The organism is Enterobacter cloacae complex sp. 302F9 (genome assembly GCF_050030335.1).
Lineage (GTDB): Bacteria > Pseudomonadota > Gammaproteobacteria > Enterobacterales > Enterobacteriaceae > Enterobacter > Enterobacter hormaechei_C.
In genome coordinates this window covers 464,918-480,729 of the sequence record NZ_JBLGUC010000001.1, presented here as the reverse complement: position 1 = coordinate 480,729, position 15,812 = coordinate 464,918, and the positions used below count along the sequence as shown (strand labels likewise).

Here is a 15,812-nt window from a genome sequence, read left to right as displayed (position 1 = left end):
CTCCTTAACCCCAAAGCTGAGCGATTGAGCGTTTGAACTGACGCGCCGCTTCCACCGGAGACGCAGCATCACGAATGCTACGACCGGCAATAAAGACGTGAATCGGGATACCCTGGAACAGCGGCAGATCCTCCAGCGCCAGGCCACCGGTGACGGTCACTTTGAAGCCCATATCGGCCAGACGTTTGATCGCGCTGATATCGGCTTCGCCCCACGCCACGCCTGCGGCCTGCGCATCACGGCTACGGTGATAAACCACCTGCTGGATACCCGCTTCGCGCCACTCCTGCGCCTGCTCCCAGGTCCAGAAACCGGTCAGTTCAATCTGCACGTCGCCGTTGAACTCCTTCGCCACGTCCAGCGCGCCTTTCGCAGTGTTGATATCCGCACAGCAGATCACGGTGACCCAGTCGGCGTTGGCTTCAAAGCACATGCGAGAGAGGATTTTGCCCGCGTCGGCGATTTTGGCATCCGCCAGCACGATTTTATGCGGATAGAGCGCCTTCAGGTCACGAACCGCACGAACGCCTTCGCCCACGCACAGAATGGTGCCGACTTCGATGATGTCCACTTCTTCCGCAATCAGACGGGTGGTTTCGTAAGCGTGAGACAGAGTCTGGTTATCCAGCGCGACCTGCAACATTGGTAATGACATTTTCAATTCCTCTTAAACGGCCGCCGCAGTGGCGTTATCAATTAAATCCAGCACGTCCTGCGCGGTACGGCAGGCGCGTAAACGGTCAAAGTTGGCTTCGTCCTCAAACAGATTTACGATCTGCATGATCCCCACCTCCTGGTGGGTGTTGGCATCGACAGCCGCCATGGTGATCAGAATGTCGACCGGGTCGTTATCTTCGTGGTTGAACACCAGTGGTTTTTTCAACGTCACCAGCGCAAAACCGGTTTTCTTGACGCCCTCTTCGGGACGGCCATGCGGCATTGCCAGCCCCGGGGCAATCACAAAATAGGGTCCAAACTGCGCCACGCCATCCAGAATGGCCTGGTAATAACGCGGCTCGACAATGTCCGCCTTAACCAGCAGATCCACGCTCAGCTTCACCGCTTCCTGCCAGGTACTGGCTTCGGCCTGTAAAAGGATGGAGTTATTCTCTGCCAGCGAATCACGTAGTTTCATGTGGCATCCTTACTTCACGTCTTGTGGGAAGTGTTCTTTGATCACTTCCAGCAGCTTTGGTCCGAAATCCGCAGGCGACAGCATGTTGCGTACGCCTACCACGTATTTGTTGCCCGACACGCTAATCTCGCCGGCAATGTGCGTTGAGGCGATGATGATGTCCGCGCCATTCAGTTCACTTTTGTATTCACCCACTGCGCAGCTGTTCACCGTGTGGTCAATGTTTGACTGGGTTAAAAACTGGTCCACTTTCATCTTCATGATCATGGAGCTACCTTGCCCATTGCCACACACAGCCAGGATACGTACGGTCATAATCGAAACTCCTTAATGAGCAGACACTTCTGCTGTTTGTTTTTCTGCATCTTCTTCAGCCCGCAGCGAACGGCCAGCGAAGAACATATAAGCCAGGGCAATCAAGATGATGACGGCCATAAAGACCAGCCCGACGGACGCAAAGCCCTGCATCATCGGCGGCGCCAGAATTGACCAGTCCGCCATGCCCATCCAGGCGCTCATGCCGGTGAGCTTGACCGCCCACACGCACCCGAAGATTTCAATCATGCCCATCACCAGGCAGATCTTGAGCGCTGCGCGCCATCCGCCGAAGTGGTTAGCAAATACGCCAATAGTGGCGTTGGAGAAGAACATCGGGATAAAGCCAGGAATAATCAGGATTGAGGAGCCACAGCCCACCAGGATGCCGACCGCAATCAGCTGGCCGATGGTGCCCCACATAAAGCCCCAGACGACGGCGTTTGGCGCAAAGCTATAGATAGCCGCACAGTCAATCGCCAGCACCGCGCCAGGGATCAGGCGCTGGGAGATGCCGTTAAACGCTTCCGACAGTTCGGCGACGAACATACGCACGCCCTGGGTGATGATGAAAATGGCCACCGCGAAGGAGAAACCGGTTTGCAGGATATAGACCGTCCAGTGGGTTTTACCCGCCATCGCCTGCACCACGTCAATGCCAAAGGAGAGCAGGATGGCACCGAAGAAGATGGTCATCACAATTGCCGTGGAGACGATGTTGTCGTGGAAGATATTCAGCCAGCCAGGCAATTTGAGGTCTTCAACACTCTCCTCTTTTTTGCCCAGGTACGGCGCAACTTTGTAAGCAATCCAGGAGGCGAACTGCTGCTGGTGACCGATGGAGAAGCCGCAGCCGTCCGTAACGTCCTGCGTTGGCTTATACATCATGTTGGAGGTGATGCCCCAGTAAAGCGAGACCAGTATTGCCGTGCAGATGACGGTGGTCCACATTGGGTAGCCGAAGATATAGAGAGAAACCGCAATCAGCCCCGCCTGCTGGAACATGATGTGCCCGGTGAGCATGATGGTGCGAATACCGGTGATGCGGCGCAGGAGCACGTAAATGATGTTCAGCGCCAGCGCGAGCAGTACCGCATACCCAACCCAGCTGTACGCATCCCCCATACGATCGATGGTGGCCATCATGGACGCGTAAGTGTCAGAGATGGCGCCGTTAATGCCGTACACCTCTGACATTTTGGCAACAACCGGCTTAAACGTGCTGGTCAGAATGCCAGACCCCGCCTGCAACAGCATAAAACCAATGATGGTTTTGATGGTGCCTTTGATAATCACGCTGACGCTTTTGCGCAGCAGGATGTACCCCAGGCACGTCACGATACCCAGCAACAGCGGGGCGTTGGTCATTACCTGATTAAAGAACACGGTAAAGACGTTGTAGAGGATCTCCATAACTCTCTCCAGAAAATGAGAACACGAGGGGCAATCCCTGTGTGGTTGGTGTCATCACTCTATTAATCACAAATAATCATCACAAGATTGCATTTGATTATTTGTGACGGATCACGCAATTTATTTCCATGGTATTAGTAATGATTTTCACTACCAATCCAAACAAATAAATAAATTCTTAAATTTCAATATATTAATCATTTATAATGGTTATCTTAACAACGTCATGAAGTTTTTTCTGTGAGGTGGCGAGGGGAATTTTCCGCAAATCAGCCATTGCAAATCGATTAAAACAGTGCCAGCATTAATCACAACAAGTCATATAGTGATTACTTTTGATTAAAAACAGGAGTCAAACGATGAGTAAAGTGAAAACCATCACCCGTGAATCATGGATTCTGAGTACCTTTCCGGAGTGGGGTAGCTGGCTGAACGAAGAGATCGAGCAGGAACAGGTTGCTCCTGGCACATTTGCGATGTGGTGGCTGGGCTGCACCGGGATCTGGCTGAAATCAGAAGGCGGCGCCAACATTTGTGTTGATTTCTGGTGCGGCACCGGCAAACAGAGCCACGGCAATCCACTGATGAAAAAAGGCCACCAGATGCAGCGTATGGCCGGCGTTGAAAAGCTCCAGCCGAACCTGCGCACCACGCCTTTCGTGCTGGATCCTTTTGCCATTCGTCAGATCGACGCCGTACTCTCTACCCACGATCACAACGATCATATCGACGTGAACGTGGCGGCAGCGGTAATGCAAAACTGCGCGGACGACGTACCGTTTATTGGGCCGCAGACCTGCGTGGATTTGTGGATTGGCTGGGGCGTGCCAAAAGAGCGCTGCATCGTGATGAAGCCGGGCGACGTAGTGAAAATCAAAGACATTGAAATTCACGCGCTGGATGCCTTTGACCGTACCGCGCTGATCACCCTGCCTGCCGACCAGAAAGCCGCAGGCGTACTGCCAGACGGGATGGATGAGCGCGCGGTGAACTACCTGTTCAAAACGCCCGGCGGTTCCCTGTATCACAGCGGTGACTCCCACTACTCCAACTATTACGCGAAGCACGGTAACGAGCATCAGATTGACGTGGCGCTTGGCTCTTACGGTGAAAACCCGCGCGGGATCACCGACAAAATGACCAGCGCAGACATGCTGCGTATGGCCGAAGCGCTGAACACCAAAGTGGTGATCCCGTTCCACCACGATATCTGGTCAAACTTCCAGGCCGATCCGCAAGAGATCCGCGTCCTGTGGGAGATGAAAAAAGACCGCCTCAAGTATGGCTTCAAGCCGTTCATCTGGCAGGTTGGCGGCAAGTTCACCTGGCCGCTGGATAAAGACAATCTTGAGTACCACTACCCGCGTGGTTTCGATGATTGCTTTACGATTGAACCCGATCTGCCGTTCAAATCCTTCCTCTGATTCTGAGGCCCAATCGCCAGACCTTGCGTCTGGCGATGTCATATTTATCTTAGTAATTTCACGCTATTTCAAATATCATCTTTTCAAATCAATTCTTATCGGAATAGCTCATGACGGAAGCGCAACGGCATCAAATTTTATTGGAACTCCTGGCGCAAACAGGGTTTATCACCGTCGAGAAAGTGATCGAACGTTTAGGGATCTCCCCCGCTACCGCGCGGCGGGACATTAACAAGCTGGATGAGAGCGGCAAGCTGAAAAAAGTCCGCAACGGTGCAGAGGCCATCAGCCAGCAGCGTCCACGCTGGACGCCGATGAACATCCACCAGGCGCAGAATCACGATGAAAAGGTGCGGATTGCCAGAGCGGCATCACAGCTGGTAAATCCTGGAGAAAGCGTGGTGATCAACTGCGGTTCGACGGCGTTTCTGCTGGGCCGTGAGATGTGCGGCAAGCCGGTGCAAATCATCACCAACTATTTGCCGCTGGCCAACTATCTCATTGACCAGGAACATGAAAGCGTGGTGATCATGGGCGGCCAGTATAACAAGAGCCAGTCCATCACCCTTAGCCCGCAGGACAGTGAAAACAGCCTCTACGCCGGGCACTGGATGTTTACCAGCGGCAAAGGTCTGACGGCGGATGGCCTGTATAAAACCGATATGCTCACCGCAATGGCAGAACAGAACATGCTTAACGTAGTGGGCAAACTGGTGGTGCTGGTCGACAGCAGCAAGGTCGGTGAACGCGCCGGCATGCTTTTCAGCCGCGCCGAGCAAATCAGCATGGTGATCACCGGCAAAAACGCCAACCCCGAGATCCTCAGCAAGCTGGAGGATCAGGGTGTCACAGTGCTGCGCGTTTAAAGGTGCTGACGGAAGAATTCCACGGTTGACTCCAGCGCGGCCGGGGTAATACGGTGCCGGACACCTGCTCCCCACAGGCAGGTCAGATTGCTGTCCAGCCCTTCACGCTGTAGCGCCTGTTGCAGGCGGAACGTTTCACCGGGCGGTACGACGTCATCGGCGTCCCCATGCCACAGAAGCAGCGGACGATCGGCCAGCTGCGAAAGCGCATGGCTGACGTCCCATTCAGACAACAGGGCCTCAATCTCCTGAGGGGCCTGCGGCGGGAACAGCGTCTTTGCCAGTGACGTAAAGTAGCCCGATCCCATCAGGCAAGCCACGGACGTCACCTCCGGATGCCTGGCCATGATCCCCAGCGCCGTCATTCCGCCCATTGATGCGCCTGCGACCGCCAGCCGTTTCCCCTCCACCAGCCCGGCCTGCAAGAGCGCGTCACGCAGCCCGGCGAACTCGGTCAGATTGCCGTGCAGCGTTTGCCAGAACAGCCCCAGCCGCGCCTGCTCATCGCCCGTAAAGCGTGCCCCATGATTCGGCGCATCAGGCATGACCACCCGGAAACCGGCCTGCGCCAGCGCGACGGCAAAATAGCTGTAGACCAGCTTCGAGGAGAGAAAGCCATGATAGAAAACTACCGTCGGCAGCGGCTGTTCACCTTTACCAGCCGAAAAAGCATGGATGATTTCATGCCCACTCAGCTGGCGAGTTTCAATTTCAATCATTGTCGATCCTGTGCTGATGAATGATTCATAATGTTGAGAGCTGGATTACGGTTTCACGATATTTTCATTCGAAATCTACGTCCCAGATAACACTTCGGGAACATTCCCCCAAAACTAAATTCGCAGACAACTACACTATGGCTATCAGGAAAAGAGACAGGTTTATGCGCAGGCTTACGGCTTTATTGCTGGTCTCACTGCTCAGCGGATGTTCCATATTGCAGGGTACGCCAGAACCGGCGCCGCCGGTTACCGATCATCCTCAGGAAATTCGTCGTAATCAGACGGAAGGATTACAACGCCTGGGTACCGTATCCGCGATGGTTCGTGGTTCCCCGGATGATGCAGAAGACGCAATTGAAGCACAGGCAGTTGCCGCAAAAGCAGATTATTACGTCATCACGATGATTGATGAAACCATTATTACGGGACAGTGGTACGCCCAGGGAATTTTGTACCGTAAGTAAGCATCATCATTTGAACGACTTTTACACTGCTTTGCGTCCGTAGACATTTTCCTGTCCACAATAAACTCCATGCCAGCAACAATGGAAATGAGTTTATTCGCGAAGGATTGCCCGGCGGATACCGGAGACACGTGAAAAGGAGCTGACGATGAAACGAACCCTTGCTTTAACGACGCTATTGCTTTCAGCGGGCCTGCTGAGCACCACGGCGCAGTCGGCCGAATTTGCCAGCGCGGATTGCGTCACGGGCCTGAACGAGATTGGTCAGATCTCCGTCAATAATATCACGGGAAGTCCGCAAGACGTTGAACGTGTCGTCGCCCTGAAGGCCGATGAACAGGGCGCATCCTGGTATCGCATCGTCCAGATGCAGGAAGATAACCATGTTAATCACTGGCGCGTGCAGGCCATTCTTTATGCATAATCCCTTCCGATAAAAGCCACTTAATTTTAGTGGCTTTTCACTTTTGCAAATTTTTTATCCCTCCCGAAACTTAATAAAAACAAATAGGTAACATTCAGTTACATTAAACAGATAAACGTTCTCTTCGCTCTGCCGTTGAACAGCCATCACTTTTCAATAATGAGCAATTTATGATCACCTTTTTCCGCCGGGCAGGTCTGGGCACGAAGCTATCGCTGCTAACAGGTGCAAGTGTCGCCACGCTTTTTTTGCTGTTCACTTTTCTGTTGAGCCACAACGCCAGCCAGCAGCTTGAAGATCTTGCGGTTGAAGACCTGCATAACCAGTCCACCGGCATGGTGGATATGGTAGAGATGTTGAACACCAGCCTGAGCGAAGAGGTTGAAAGCTATACCCGTCTGTTCACCACCTTTTTGCCACAGCCGCTGAACAGCGACAGCAGCCAGAGCCGGACCATAAACGGGCTTACCGTTCCTCTGCTGAAAGGCGGCGAAACGGAGTTGCATGAAAACAATACGCTTTCTGATGACTTCCTGAGCCGAACGGGCGCCATCTCGACGCTGTTTGTCCGCAGCGGTAACGATTTTATCCGCGTGGCCACGTCGCTGCGCAAAGAGAATGGCGACCGCGCCATCGGAACCGTTCTTGATACCACCAGCCCGGCATTTGCGGCTGTCACCAAAGGGGAGGTCTATCGTGGCCTCGCGCTGCTGTTCGGCAAGCGCTATATCACGCAGTACCAGCCTGTTAAAAATGCGGAAGGCCAGGTTATCGGGATTATCTTTGTCGGCGTGGACATCACCCATTCGTGGAACGTCATGCGCGAGAAAATCCTTAACCGTCGTCTGGGCGAGAGCGGCCACTTCTTTGTACTGGATCGCAGCAGCGGCAAAACGCGCGGACAGTATCTGTTCCATGCCAGCGATGAGGGCAAACTGCCCAACTGGGACACGGCGACACAGCAGCAGCTTCTGAGTGATAAAGCCGGCACGCTGGAGCGCGTGAGCGCAGATGGCCGTACGCTCAAAGTTGCCTACACGCCGCTGCCGGGCTGGAACTGGACCATCGTGGGTGAAGTGGATAAAGCCGTACTGCTTTCAAGCGTCACCACGCTGCGCGATCGCTTCCTGATCGCGGGCGTGGTGCTATCCGCGCTCTTCGCGGGCCTGTTCGTTATCCTCATTCGCCGGATGCTAACCCGCCCACTGCGCGCAGTGATCGCGCTTGCACGGCAGTATGCCGCAGGCGATCTGCGCGCCAGCCTGCCGGTAACCCGCCAGGATGAGGTCGGCCAGCTGATTGATGCCATCAACGGGATCGGGGGCGGCCTGCAAAAAATTGTGTTGCAGGTCCGCGAGGCCGCAAGCGAAATCCATCTGGGGACTAACGCGCTGGCTTCAGATACCGGCGAGATCTCTGAACAGATCAACAAGCAGGCCAGCAGCGTTGAGGAGACCTCCGCCAGCATGGAGCAATTAGCCGCCACCGTGCAGCAAAATGCCGCCAACATGGAGCAAACGCAGCAGCTGGTGGGTGAAACCTCGCGCGCGGTGCATCAGGGTGGAGAGACGGTGACCCACGCAGTCTCCACCATGGATGATATTCGTGATGCATCGAAACGCATTGAAGACATCACCCGCGTGATTGAGTCCATCGCTTTCCAGACCAATATCCTGGCGCTCAATGCGGCGGTTGAAGCGGCGCGGGCGGGCGAGCACGGGAAAGGTTTCGCAGTGGTGGCGCAAGAGGTGCGCGCCCTGGCCGCACGCAGCGCCAATGCGGTAAAAGAGATTGAACAGTTGATTGGCGACACGCTGAACAAGGTGAGCGAAGGCCATGCGCTGTCTGAGCAGACGCGTCTGGCGATGGATGCCATCATTGTTCATATCGATAACATCAGCCAGCTTGTCACCGAGATCAACCACGCCTCCCGCGAGCAGTCTGCGGGGATTGGTCAGGTGAATCTGGCGATGACGCACATCGGTGAGGCATCGCACATCAATGCCGATCGCATCTCACGCAGCGAGCAGACGGCACAGACGCTGCGCGAGAAGGGTTCACATCTCACCCGGCTGGTGAGCCTGTTCCAGCTGAAAGCTTAACCGACCCGGCCCGTGGCACGCAGCAGCAGGTCGGTTTGCACTTGTTCGCTCATCAGCGTGCCGCCTCGGGTATCCAGCATCATGCGGCACCACGCCTGCGCCACGGGCGGCGATGCGTGCCGCAGCATCTGACTTCCGGCCCCGAGTAAAAAGAGCTGCCGCGCGATCTCCCTGCCCTGCGCTTCCTGCGGTTTACGCAGCTTCTGCTGTAGCTGCCGCCAGCTGCGATCGAAATGCCTGTCCTGGCCTTTGACCTGCGCGAAATCATCGGCGAGCAGGTCGAGAATACCCGACTGCTTCGCCAGCACGCGCAGTACATCCAGGCACATAATATTGCCAGAGCCTTCCCAGATGCTGTTGACGGGCATTTCACGGTACAACCGTGGAAGCTCACTCTCTTCGCAATAGCCTGCGCCGCCCAGCACCTCCATTGCCTCTGCCACAAACGGTATGCCCGCTTTGCAGACGCTGTATTTTGCCGCCGGAGTGAAAAGCCGCGCCCATGCGACCTCCTGCGGGTCGGTGCGGTTGTCCCACGCCCGGGCGAGTCGGAACAGCAGTGCCGTGTGTCCCTCCAGCACCAGCGCCATACGGCTTAGCACGTCGCGCATTAACGGCTGGTCGATCAGATTTTTGCCGAAGGTCTGCCGCTGATGGGCATGATAAAGCGCCACCGAGAGCGCACGGCGCATCAATCCGTGGCTGCCAAGCGCACAGTCAAAGCGCGTCAGCCCGCCCATCTTCAGAATTTGCCGGACACCTTCACCCTCTTCGCCCAGCAGCCAGCCGTAAGCATCAAGGAACTCAGCCTCACTGCTGGCATTTGAACGGTTACCGAGCTTGTCCTTCAGACGCTCAAGGCGCACGGCATTACGTTGCCCGTCGGGTAAAAAACGCGGAACAAAAAAGCAGGAAAGCCCGCCCTTCGCCTGCGCCAGCACCAGATGCGCATCGCTCTGCGGCACGGAGAAAAACCATTTGTGCCCCACCAGCCGGTAACTGCCATCACTGCATTTCTCTGCTTTGGTGGTATTACTTAGTACGTCCGAACCGCCCTGCTTTTCCGTCATCCCCATGCCGATCAGCAGGCCGCGCTTTTGCGCCCCCGGTGCGAGATGGGGATCGTAGCGATCGCTCATCAGCGGCGTTAACCAGTCGTGAAACGGTTTGGGCAGCGACTGTAGCAACAGCGGCGTGGCGGCGAAGGTCATGGTCACCGGGCATAGCGTTCCCGCCTCCACCTGTGCATGAAGCACAAAACGCGCGGCCCGGGCGACGAACGATCCTTTCCGCGCCTCCTCCTCCCACGCCAGGTTGTGCACCCGGTTGGCGCAAAGCCCCTGCATCAGAAGATGCCATGCCGGATGAAAGCGGACGTCATCCAGCCTCGCTCCCGTGGCGTCATAACGCAGCAGTTCCGGCGGATTAACGTTCGCCAGCCTGCCCAGCTCCAGCGACTCCGCCGTACCCAACTGCTGTCCGATGCTGGCAAGAAGATCCACATCCCACTCAGCCCCTTCGCGCGCTACCGCATCGCGCAGGGCGCAATCAGAGAGAAAAAGGTTGCTGTTCGATAGCGGTGCAGGTTGATTAAAAACGGTATGTGTCTGCCAGTGCATGCTGTCTCCCTCCTTTCATTGGCAATAAAGGTAAGTATGGACAGAGGGCATGCACGCTGCATGGGAGGGGGGTCACACGATGACGATCGTGTTGATATCATTCGTGAAATAGCTCACAGAACATAAGAATAAACTATTTCATTACTTCACCAATGCTGAATAATTTATTCTTACCCCGTTTATGTGAGGATCGTTATGCAACAGGATGCGCACAAGCGTGCATTAATTGCAGGCTCCATCGGTAATTTCATCGAGTGGTATGAATTTGCGGTCTACGGTTTTCTGGCAACGGTGATTGCCAGAAACTTCTTCCAGCTTGAGGGGGAAGCGGAGCTCACCAGCCTGATCCTCACCTGGGCCTCGTTCGCCATCGCTTTCTTCTTCCGTCCGCTGGGTGCGGTGGTCTTTGGCCGCATTGGCGACAGGATTGGCCGCAAACCGACGCTGATTATAGTGCTGGTATTGATGACGCTCGCCACCGCTGCCATCGGTATTGTGCCGGTCTACGCCAGTATCGGGATTGCCGCGCCGCTGATCGTTACGCTCCTGCGTATTCTGCAAGGACTGTTCGCGGGCGGTGAGTATGGCGGTGCGGTCTCATTGATGACGGAGTTCGCCCCGCGCGGCAAGCGCGGTCTTTACGGGGCATGGCAGTCCTTTACCGTGGCGCTCGGGCTGTTAGCGGGCGCAGGCATTGTCGCGTTGCTCTCTGCCCTGCTCTCCCCTGAAGCCTTGCACGACTGGGGCTGGCGCATTCCGTTCTTCCTGGCGCTGCCGATGGGTGCGGTCGCGCTATGGCTGCGGGTGAGCATGGAAGAGACGCCGAGCTTTGTGCAGCAACGGGAAAAACCGGTTGTTACTCAGGCCAGCACCGCCGCCACGTTCAAAACCATCCTGATGGGCATTGGCCGCGTGATGGTCTGGTCTGCGGCGGGTTATACCTATCTGGTGATTATGCCGACCTATCTGCAATCTGCGCTGCACACCGGTTTTAACCAGGCGTTACTGATTGCGGTGATTTCTAACATTGGGTTTGCGCTCACGATCATTCCGTCGGGCATGCTGAGCGACAGGATCGGGCGGCGCACGGTGATGATTATCGCCACCGTGCTCCTGCTGATCCTCGCCCTGCCGCTGCTGAAAATTTTGCAGGCGGAATCCAGTACGCTGGCAGTCAAAGCGATTGTGGTGCTGATTGCGGGGGGTCTGGTTGGGATGCTGGCAGGGCCGGGGCCGGCAATGCTGTCTGAGATGTTCCCGACGCGCGTGCGTTATACCGGGCTGGGGCTGGCCTATTCTCTGTCGAATGCGATCTTCTCGGGCTGTGCGGGGCTGATCATTACCGGGCTGATTAAAGAGACGGGCAATCTGGATATTCCGGCGTACTACGTGATGGCAACGGCGGTGGTGAGTATTTTCGCGCTGATGACGCTGAGAAAGGATGACCATTTACGGTCGTTAGAGGAGTGAGATTGTTGCCCGGTGGCGCTACGCTTACCGGGCCTACGGTACCATGCTTTTGTAGGCCGGGTAAGGCGAAGCCGCCACCCGGCACAACAGGCTACCCGCGCTGACGCACCGCTTCAAACAGGCAGATACCCGTCGCAACGGAAACGTTCAGGGACGATACGCTGCCCGCCATTGGGATGCTGATCAGCTCATCGCAGTGCTCGCGCGTCAGACGACGCATACCTTCGCCTTCCGCTCCCATCACCAGCGCCATACGGCCGGTCATTTTGCTCTGGTACAGGGTGTGATCCGCTTCACCGGCTGTTCCTACGATCCAGATATTTTCTTCCTGCAACAGACGCATGGTGCGCGCCAGGTTAGTCACGCGGATTAACGGGACGTTTTCCGCCGCGCCGCAGGCGACTTTTTTAGCGGTAGCGTTAAGCTGCGCGGAGCGATCTTTTGGCACAATCACCGCATGCACGCCTGCTGCATCGGCGCTACGCAGGCACGCGCCCAGGTTATGTGGGTCGGTTACGCCATCGAGGATCAGGAAGAACGGGTTCTCCAGCCCGGCGATCAGATCCGGCAGATCGTTCTCCTGATACTGACGGCCTGGCTTCACGCGCGCGATAATACCCTGGTGTACAGCACCTTCGCTTTTTTCATCCAGATACTGGCGGTTCGCCAGCTGGATCACTACGCCCTGCGCTTCCAGCGCGTGGATCAGCGGCATCAGACGTTTATCTTCACGCCCTTTCAGAATAAAAACTTCCTGAAAACGCTCCGGCGCGCGCTCCAGCAGGGCCTGCACCGCGTGGATGCCGTAAATCATTTCACTCATTGATGGTTCTCGTAATAAATATTTTCCCTCTCCCGTTGGGGAGAGGGTCAGGGTGAGGGGAAATTACTCCGCCTGCTGTTTCTTCGCCGCGCGCTTAGCTTTGGTCGCGGCCGCTATTTTTTGGGTCTTGGTCGACGGTTTTTTCGCTTTACGAGCGTCTTTTTTCGCCGCCTTGGGCTTCTGTTTCTTCTCGCCACGGAAAGCACTGTCTGGCTCAAAGTTTACTCTTTTACCTGCCTGACGTCGCTTACCGCCCGCTTTACCGTTACCGCCTTTTTTCGCTTTCTCACGCTCGGTTTTGCCGACGTTACGCGGAGCACGCTCGCTGGAGATGAGGCTGAAGTCGATTTTACGGTCGTCCATATTCACGGCTTCAACCTTCACTTCCACCCGATCGCCCAGACGGTAGGTCTGGCCGCCGGATTCGCCGATCAGACGTTGTCCGACCTGGTCGAAGCGGTAGTAATCGTTATCGAGGCTGGAAACGTGCACCAGACCGTCGATAAACAGCTCATCCAGACGCACGAAGAAGCCAAAGCCGGTGACGCTGGCAATCACGCCTTTAAAGACGTTACCCACCTGATCCAGCATAAAGTCACACTTCAGCCAGTCCGCCACGTCGCGCGTCGCTTCATCCGCACGACGCTCGGTCATGGAACAATGCTGGCCCAGTTGCAACATCTCGTCCATGGAGTAGTGATACCCTCCGGTTTCGGTCGTGTTGCCTTTATGACCCTGCTCGTGCGCCAGCAGATACTTGATCGCACGGTGCAGGGACAGATCCGGATAACGGCGGATCGGCGAGGTAAAGTGCGCGTACGACTGTAACGCCAGACCAAAGTGGCCCCGGTTTTCAGGATCGTAAATCGCCTGCTTCATGGAGCGCAGCAGCATGGTTTGCAGCATTTCCGCGTCAGGACGATCGCTGATGGATTCCAGCAGCTCGGCGTAATCGCGTGGCTCAGGCTTATTACCGCCAGGCAGCTCCAGGCCGAGTTCAGCCAGCACGGAGCGGAACGAGGTTACGGCCTCCGTGGTTGGCTTGTCGTGAATACGGAACAGCGCAGGCTCTTTGGCTTTCTCAACGAAACGTGCCGCCGAGATGTTCGCCAGGATCATACACTCTTCAATCAGCTTGTGCGCATCGTTACGCTGAGTCTGTTCGATACGCTCGATACGACGCTCAGCGTTAAAGATAAACTTCGCCTCTTCACTCTCAAACGAGATCCCACCGCGCTCTTCGCGCGCCTGATCCAGCGTTTTGTAGAGGTTGTGCAGCTCTTCGATGTGTTTGACCAGCGGCGCGTACTGTTCGCGAAGATCCTGATCGCCCTGCAACATATGCCAGACCTTGGTATAGGTCAGGCGCGCATGAGAACTCATCACCGCTTCGTAGAACTTATAGCCCGTCAGACGTCCCTTGCTGGAGATGGTCATCTCGCAGACCATACACAGGCGGTCCACCTGCGGGTTGAGGGAACACAGGCCGTTGGAGAGCACTTCTGGCAGCATCGGTACAACCTGCGACGGGAAGTAGACCGACGTACCGCGGCTGCGCGCTTCGTTATCCAGCGGCGTGTGCGGACGCACGTAATAGCTCACATCCGCGATAGCCACCCACAGACGCCAGCCGCCACCGCGTTTTTTCTCGCAATATACGGCATCATCGAAGTCACGGGCGTCTTCACCATCAATGGTGACCAGCGGCAGATCGCGCAGATCCACGCGGCCTGCTTTGGACTCTTCCGGCACTTCTTCACGCAGGTTTTCAATCTGATCTTCAACCGCTTTCGGCCAGACATACGGAATTTCATGGGTACGCAGCGCCATATCGACGGCCATGCCGGTGCCCATGTTATCGCCCAGCACTTCGACGATTTTACCCACCGCTTTGGTGCGACGGGTTGGGCGCTGGGTGAGTTCCACCACCACCACAAAGCCCATGCGTGCGCCCATCACCTCTTCAGGCGGGATGAGAATGTCGAAGCTCAGACGGCTGTCGTCCGGCACCACAAAGCCTACGCCCGCATCGGTAAAGTAACGGCCTACAATCTGGCTGGTTTTCGGCACCAGCACGCGGACCACGCGCGCTTCGCGGCGGCCTTTACGGTCTGCACCCAGCGGCTGCGCCAGGATCTGGTCGCCGTGAATACACATCTTCATCTGTTCGGATGAGAGGTACAGGTCGTCTTTACGGCCTTCCACGCGCAGGAAGCCGAAGCCATCGCGATGACCAATAACGGTGCCTTTCAGCAGGTCGAGGCGTTCTGGCAGCGCGTAGCACTGGCGACGAGTAAAGACAAGTTGCCCGTCACGTTCCATGGCGCGCAGGCGGCGGCGAAGGGCTTCAATTTGCTCTTCACCTTCAATGTTCAGTTCAACGGCAAGTTCTTCACGATTGGCGGGTTTTTCGCGTTTTGTTAAGTGTTCAATGATGAACTCGCGGCTGGGGATAGGATTCGCGTATTTTTCGGCTTCGCGTTCCTGGAAAGGATCTTGTGACATGTCGGTTCCTCCGTTGTCAGCTCCGGTGGAAATTTTCTTCATTCCACCAGCAATAATTTATAAAGCGGTTGATTCTCTTCAACCAAATCGGCCAGCGTGTAGTTATCCAGTTCCTTGAGAAAACTTTGCACGGCCTTTGAAAGCGCCTGTTTCAGGCGGCAAGCGGGCGTAATGTGGCAGAACGCGCTGCTACAGTTCACCAGAGAGAGCGGCTCCAGTTCACGTACCACATCGCCAATACGGATACTCTGCGCCGGTTTACCGAGACGGATCCCTCCATTCTTCCCGCGGACGGCAGCAACGTATCCGGCACGACTAAGTTGATTGATTATTTTGACCATATGATTACGGGACACACCGTACACCTCTGTGACTTCAGAGATGCTGGTCATCTTCCCATCGGGTAACGACGCCATGTAAATCAGCGCGCGTAAGCCGTAATCGGTGAAACTTGTTAACTGCACATCAACCTCAGGAAAAAGGGAAAACGCGGTCAAACCGCAGAGATATTCATTAATGATGATAAACCA

The 15,812-nt window shown here is 55.7% G+C and carries 15 protein-coding genes; 6 read left to right on the top strand and 9 right to left on the bottom strand.

Annotated elements, in window-relative coordinates; translation table 11 throughout:
• Positions 1 to 4 precede the first annotated feature (4 nt).
• The 4 genes from ulaD to ulaA are packed head-to-tail and all read right to left on the bottom strand — an operon-like array spanning position 5 to position 2,863.
• Positions 5 to 655 (bottom strand): 3-keto-L-gulonate-6-phosphate decarboxylase UlaD, encoded by a 651-nt coding sequence (ulaD, locus tag ACQG0T_RS02320; protein WP_017694667.1) that lies wholly within the window; start codon positions 653 to 655, stop codon positions 5 to 7.
• A gap of 12 nt (positions 656 to 667) precedes the next feature.
• Positions 668 to 1,135 (bottom strand): PTS ascorbate transporter subunit IIA, encoded by a 468-nt coding sequence (gene ulaC, locus ACQG0T_RS02315; RefSeq protein WP_252051902.1) that lies wholly within the window; start codon positions 1,133 to 1,135, stop codon positions 668 to 670.
• A gap of 9 nt (positions 1,136 to 1,144) precedes the next feature.
• Positions 1,145 to 1,450: a PTS ascorbate transporter subunit IIB gene (gene ulaB, locus ACQG0T_RS02310; protein ID WP_003856022.1), complete on the bottom strand. Its 306-nt coding sequence runs from the start codon at positions 1,448 to 1,450 to the stop codon at positions 1,145 to 1,147.
• Between the two features lie 12 nt (positions 1,451 to 1,462).
• Complete coding sequence (gene ulaA, locus ACQG0T_RS02305; protein ID WP_017694669.1) at positions 1,463 to 2,863, bottom strand: PTS ascorbate transporter subunit IIC; 1,401 nt, start codon at positions 2,861 to 2,863, stop codon at positions 1,463 to 1,465.
• A gap of 359 nt (positions 2,864 to 3,222) precedes the next feature.
• On the opposite strand from ulaA, the gene ulaG reads away from it, so the two are divergent.
• Positions 3,223 to 4,287: an L-ascorbate 6-phosphate lactonase gene (gene ulaG, locus ACQG0T_RS02300; RefSeq protein ID WP_006810379.1), complete on the top strand. Its 1,065-nt coding sequence runs from the start codon at positions 3,223 to 3,225 to the stop codon at positions 4,285 to 4,287.
• A gap of 110 nt (positions 4,288 to 4,397) precedes the next feature.
• Positions 4,398 to 5,153: an HTH-type transcriptional regulator UlaR gene (gene ulaR, locus ACQG0T_RS02295; protein WP_003856014.1), complete on the top strand. Its 756-nt coding sequence runs from the start codon at positions 4,398 to 4,400 to the stop codon at positions 5,151 to 5,153.
• Here ulaR and yjfP read toward each other — a convergent pair.
• On the bottom strand, positions 5,150 to 5,872 hold the full coding sequence (yjfP, locus tag ACQG0T_RS02290; RefSeq protein ID WP_023302960.1) for an esterase: 723 nt from the start codon (positions 5,870 to 5,872) through the stop codon (positions 5,150 to 5,152). The two genes, ulaR and yjfP, sit on opposite strands and share 4 nt — an antisense overlap.
• Before the next feature lie 137 nt (positions 5,873 to 6,009).
• Here yjfP and bsmA point away from each other — a divergent pair, with 137 nt between their 5' ends.
• The 3 genes from bsmA (at position 6,010) to ACQG0T_RS02275 (ending at position 8,865) form a co-directional block, all read left to right on the top strand.
• The gene (bsmA, locus tag ACQG0T_RS02285; RefSeq protein WP_017383949.1) at positions 6,010 to 6,339 is read left to right on the top strand and encodes a biofilm peroxide resistance protein BsmA; all 330 of its coding nucleotides are present in this window, start codon (positions 6,010 to 6,012) and stop codon (positions 6,337 to 6,339) included.
• Between the two features lie 148 nt (positions 6,340 to 6,487).
• On the top strand, positions 6,488 to 6,763 hold the full coding sequence (gene yjfN, locus ACQG0T_RS02280) for a DUF1471 family protease activator YjfN (RefSeq protein WP_017694671.1): 276 nt from the start codon (positions 6,488 to 6,490) through the stop codon (positions 6,761 to 6,763).
• Positions 6,764 to 6,933: 170 nt separating this feature from the next.
• A complete protein-coding gene (locus ACQG0T_RS02275; protein WP_252051904.1) occupies positions 6,934 to 8,865 on the top strand; it encodes a methyl-accepting chemotaxis protein in 1,932 nt (643 codons plus the stop codon).
• On the opposite strand, the gene ACQG0T_RS02270 is transcribed toward ACQG0T_RS02275, so the two are convergent.
• Positions 8,862 to 10,484: an isovaleryl-CoA dehydrogenase gene (locus ACQG0T_RS02270; protein ID WP_023302958.1), complete on the bottom strand. Its 1,623-nt coding sequence runs from the start codon at positions 10,482 to 10,484 to the stop codon at positions 8,862 to 8,864. The two genes, ACQG0T_RS02275 and ACQG0T_RS02270, sit on opposite strands and share 4 nt — an antisense overlap.
• Before the next feature lie 195 nt (positions 10,485 to 10,679).
• Here ACQG0T_RS02270 and ACQG0T_RS02265 point away from each other — a divergent pair, with 195 nt between their 5' ends.
• A complete protein-coding gene (locus ACQG0T_RS02265) occupies positions 10,680 to 11,954 on the top strand; it encodes an MFS transporter (protein ID WP_015572471.1) in 1,275 nt (424 codons plus the stop codon).
• A 91-nt stretch (positions 11,955 to 12,045) separates the two neighbouring features.
• On the opposite strand, the gene rlmB is transcribed toward ACQG0T_RS02265, so the two are convergent.
• From rlmB to nsrR, 3 genes are all read right to left on the bottom strand, one after another.
• Positions 12,046 to 12,777, bottom strand: a complete 732-nt coding sequence (rlmB, locus tag ACQG0T_RS02260; protein ID WP_015572470.1) for a 23S rRNA (guanosine(2251)-2'-O)-methyltransferase RlmB — start codon at positions 12,775 to 12,777, stop codon at positions 12,046 to 12,048.
• Between the two features lie 63 nt (positions 12,778 to 12,840).
• Positions 12,841 to 15,282: a ribonuclease R gene (gene rnr, locus ACQG0T_RS02255; protein WP_023295804.1), complete on the bottom strand. Its 2,442-nt coding sequence runs from the start codon at positions 15,280 to 15,282 to the stop codon at positions 12,841 to 12,843.
• Between the two features lie 38 nt (positions 15,283 to 15,320).
• A complete protein-coding gene (gene nsrR, locus ACQG0T_RS02250) occupies positions 15,321 to 15,746 on the bottom strand; it encodes a nitric oxide-sensing transcriptional repressor NsrR (protein WP_003855998.1) in 426 nt (141 codons plus the stop codon).
• Between the last annotated feature and the right edge of the window lie 66 nt (positions 15,747 to 15,812).

Bases quoted from the DNA above. Each gene is read 5' to 3' on its own strand.
- ulaD (WP_017694667.1), bottom strand. From the start codon at position 655: ATGTCATTACCAATGTTGCAGGTCGCGCTGGATAACCAGACTCTGTCT.
- ulaC (WP_252051902.1), bottom strand. From the start codon at position 1,135: ATGAAACTACGTGATTCGCTGGCAGAGAATAACTCCATCCTTTTACAG.
- ulaB (WP_003856022.1), bottom strand. From the start codon at position 1,450: ATGACCGTACGTATCCTGGCTGTGTGTGGCAATGGGCAAGGTAGCTCC.
- ulaA (WP_017694669.1), bottom strand. From the start codon at position 2,863: ATGGAGATCCTCTACAACGTCTTTACCGTGTTCTTTAATCAGGTAATG.
- ulaG (WP_006810379.1), top strand. From the start codon at position 3,223: ATGAGTAAAGTGAAAACCATCACCCGTGAATCATGGATTCTGAGTACC.
- ulaR (WP_003856014.1), top strand. From the start codon at position 4,398: ATGACGGAAGCGCAACGGCATCAAATTTTATTGGAACTCCTGGCGCAA.
- yjfP (WP_023302960.1), bottom strand. From the start codon at position 5,872: ATGATTGAAATTGAAACTCGCCAGCTGAGTGGGCATGAAATCATCCAT.
- bsmA (WP_017383949.1), top strand. From the start codon at position 6,010: ATGGCTATCAGGAAAAGAGACAGGTTTATGCGCAGGCTTACGGCTTTA.
- yjfN (WP_017694671.1), top strand. From the start codon at position 6,488: ATGAAACGAACCCTTGCTTTAACGACGCTATTGCTTTCAGCGGGCCTG.
- ACQG0T_RS02275 (WP_252051904.1), top strand. From the start codon at position 6,934: ATGATCACCTTTTTCCGCCGGGCAGGTCTGGGCACGAAGCTATCGCTG.
- ACQG0T_RS02270 (WP_023302958.1), bottom strand. From the start codon at position 10,484: ATGCACTGGCAGACACATACCGTTTTTAATCAACCTGCACCGCTATCG.
- ACQG0T_RS02265 (WP_015572471.1), top strand. From the start codon at position 10,680: ATGCAACAGGATGCGCACAAGCGTGCATTAATTGCAGGCTCCATCGGT.
- rlmB (WP_015572470.1), bottom strand. From the start codon at position 12,777: ATGAGTGAAATGATTTACGGCATCCACGCGGTGCAGGCCCTGCTGGAG.
- rnr (WP_023295804.1), bottom strand. From the start codon at position 15,282: ATGTCACAAGATCCTTTCCAGGAACGCGAAGCCGAAAAATACGCGAAT.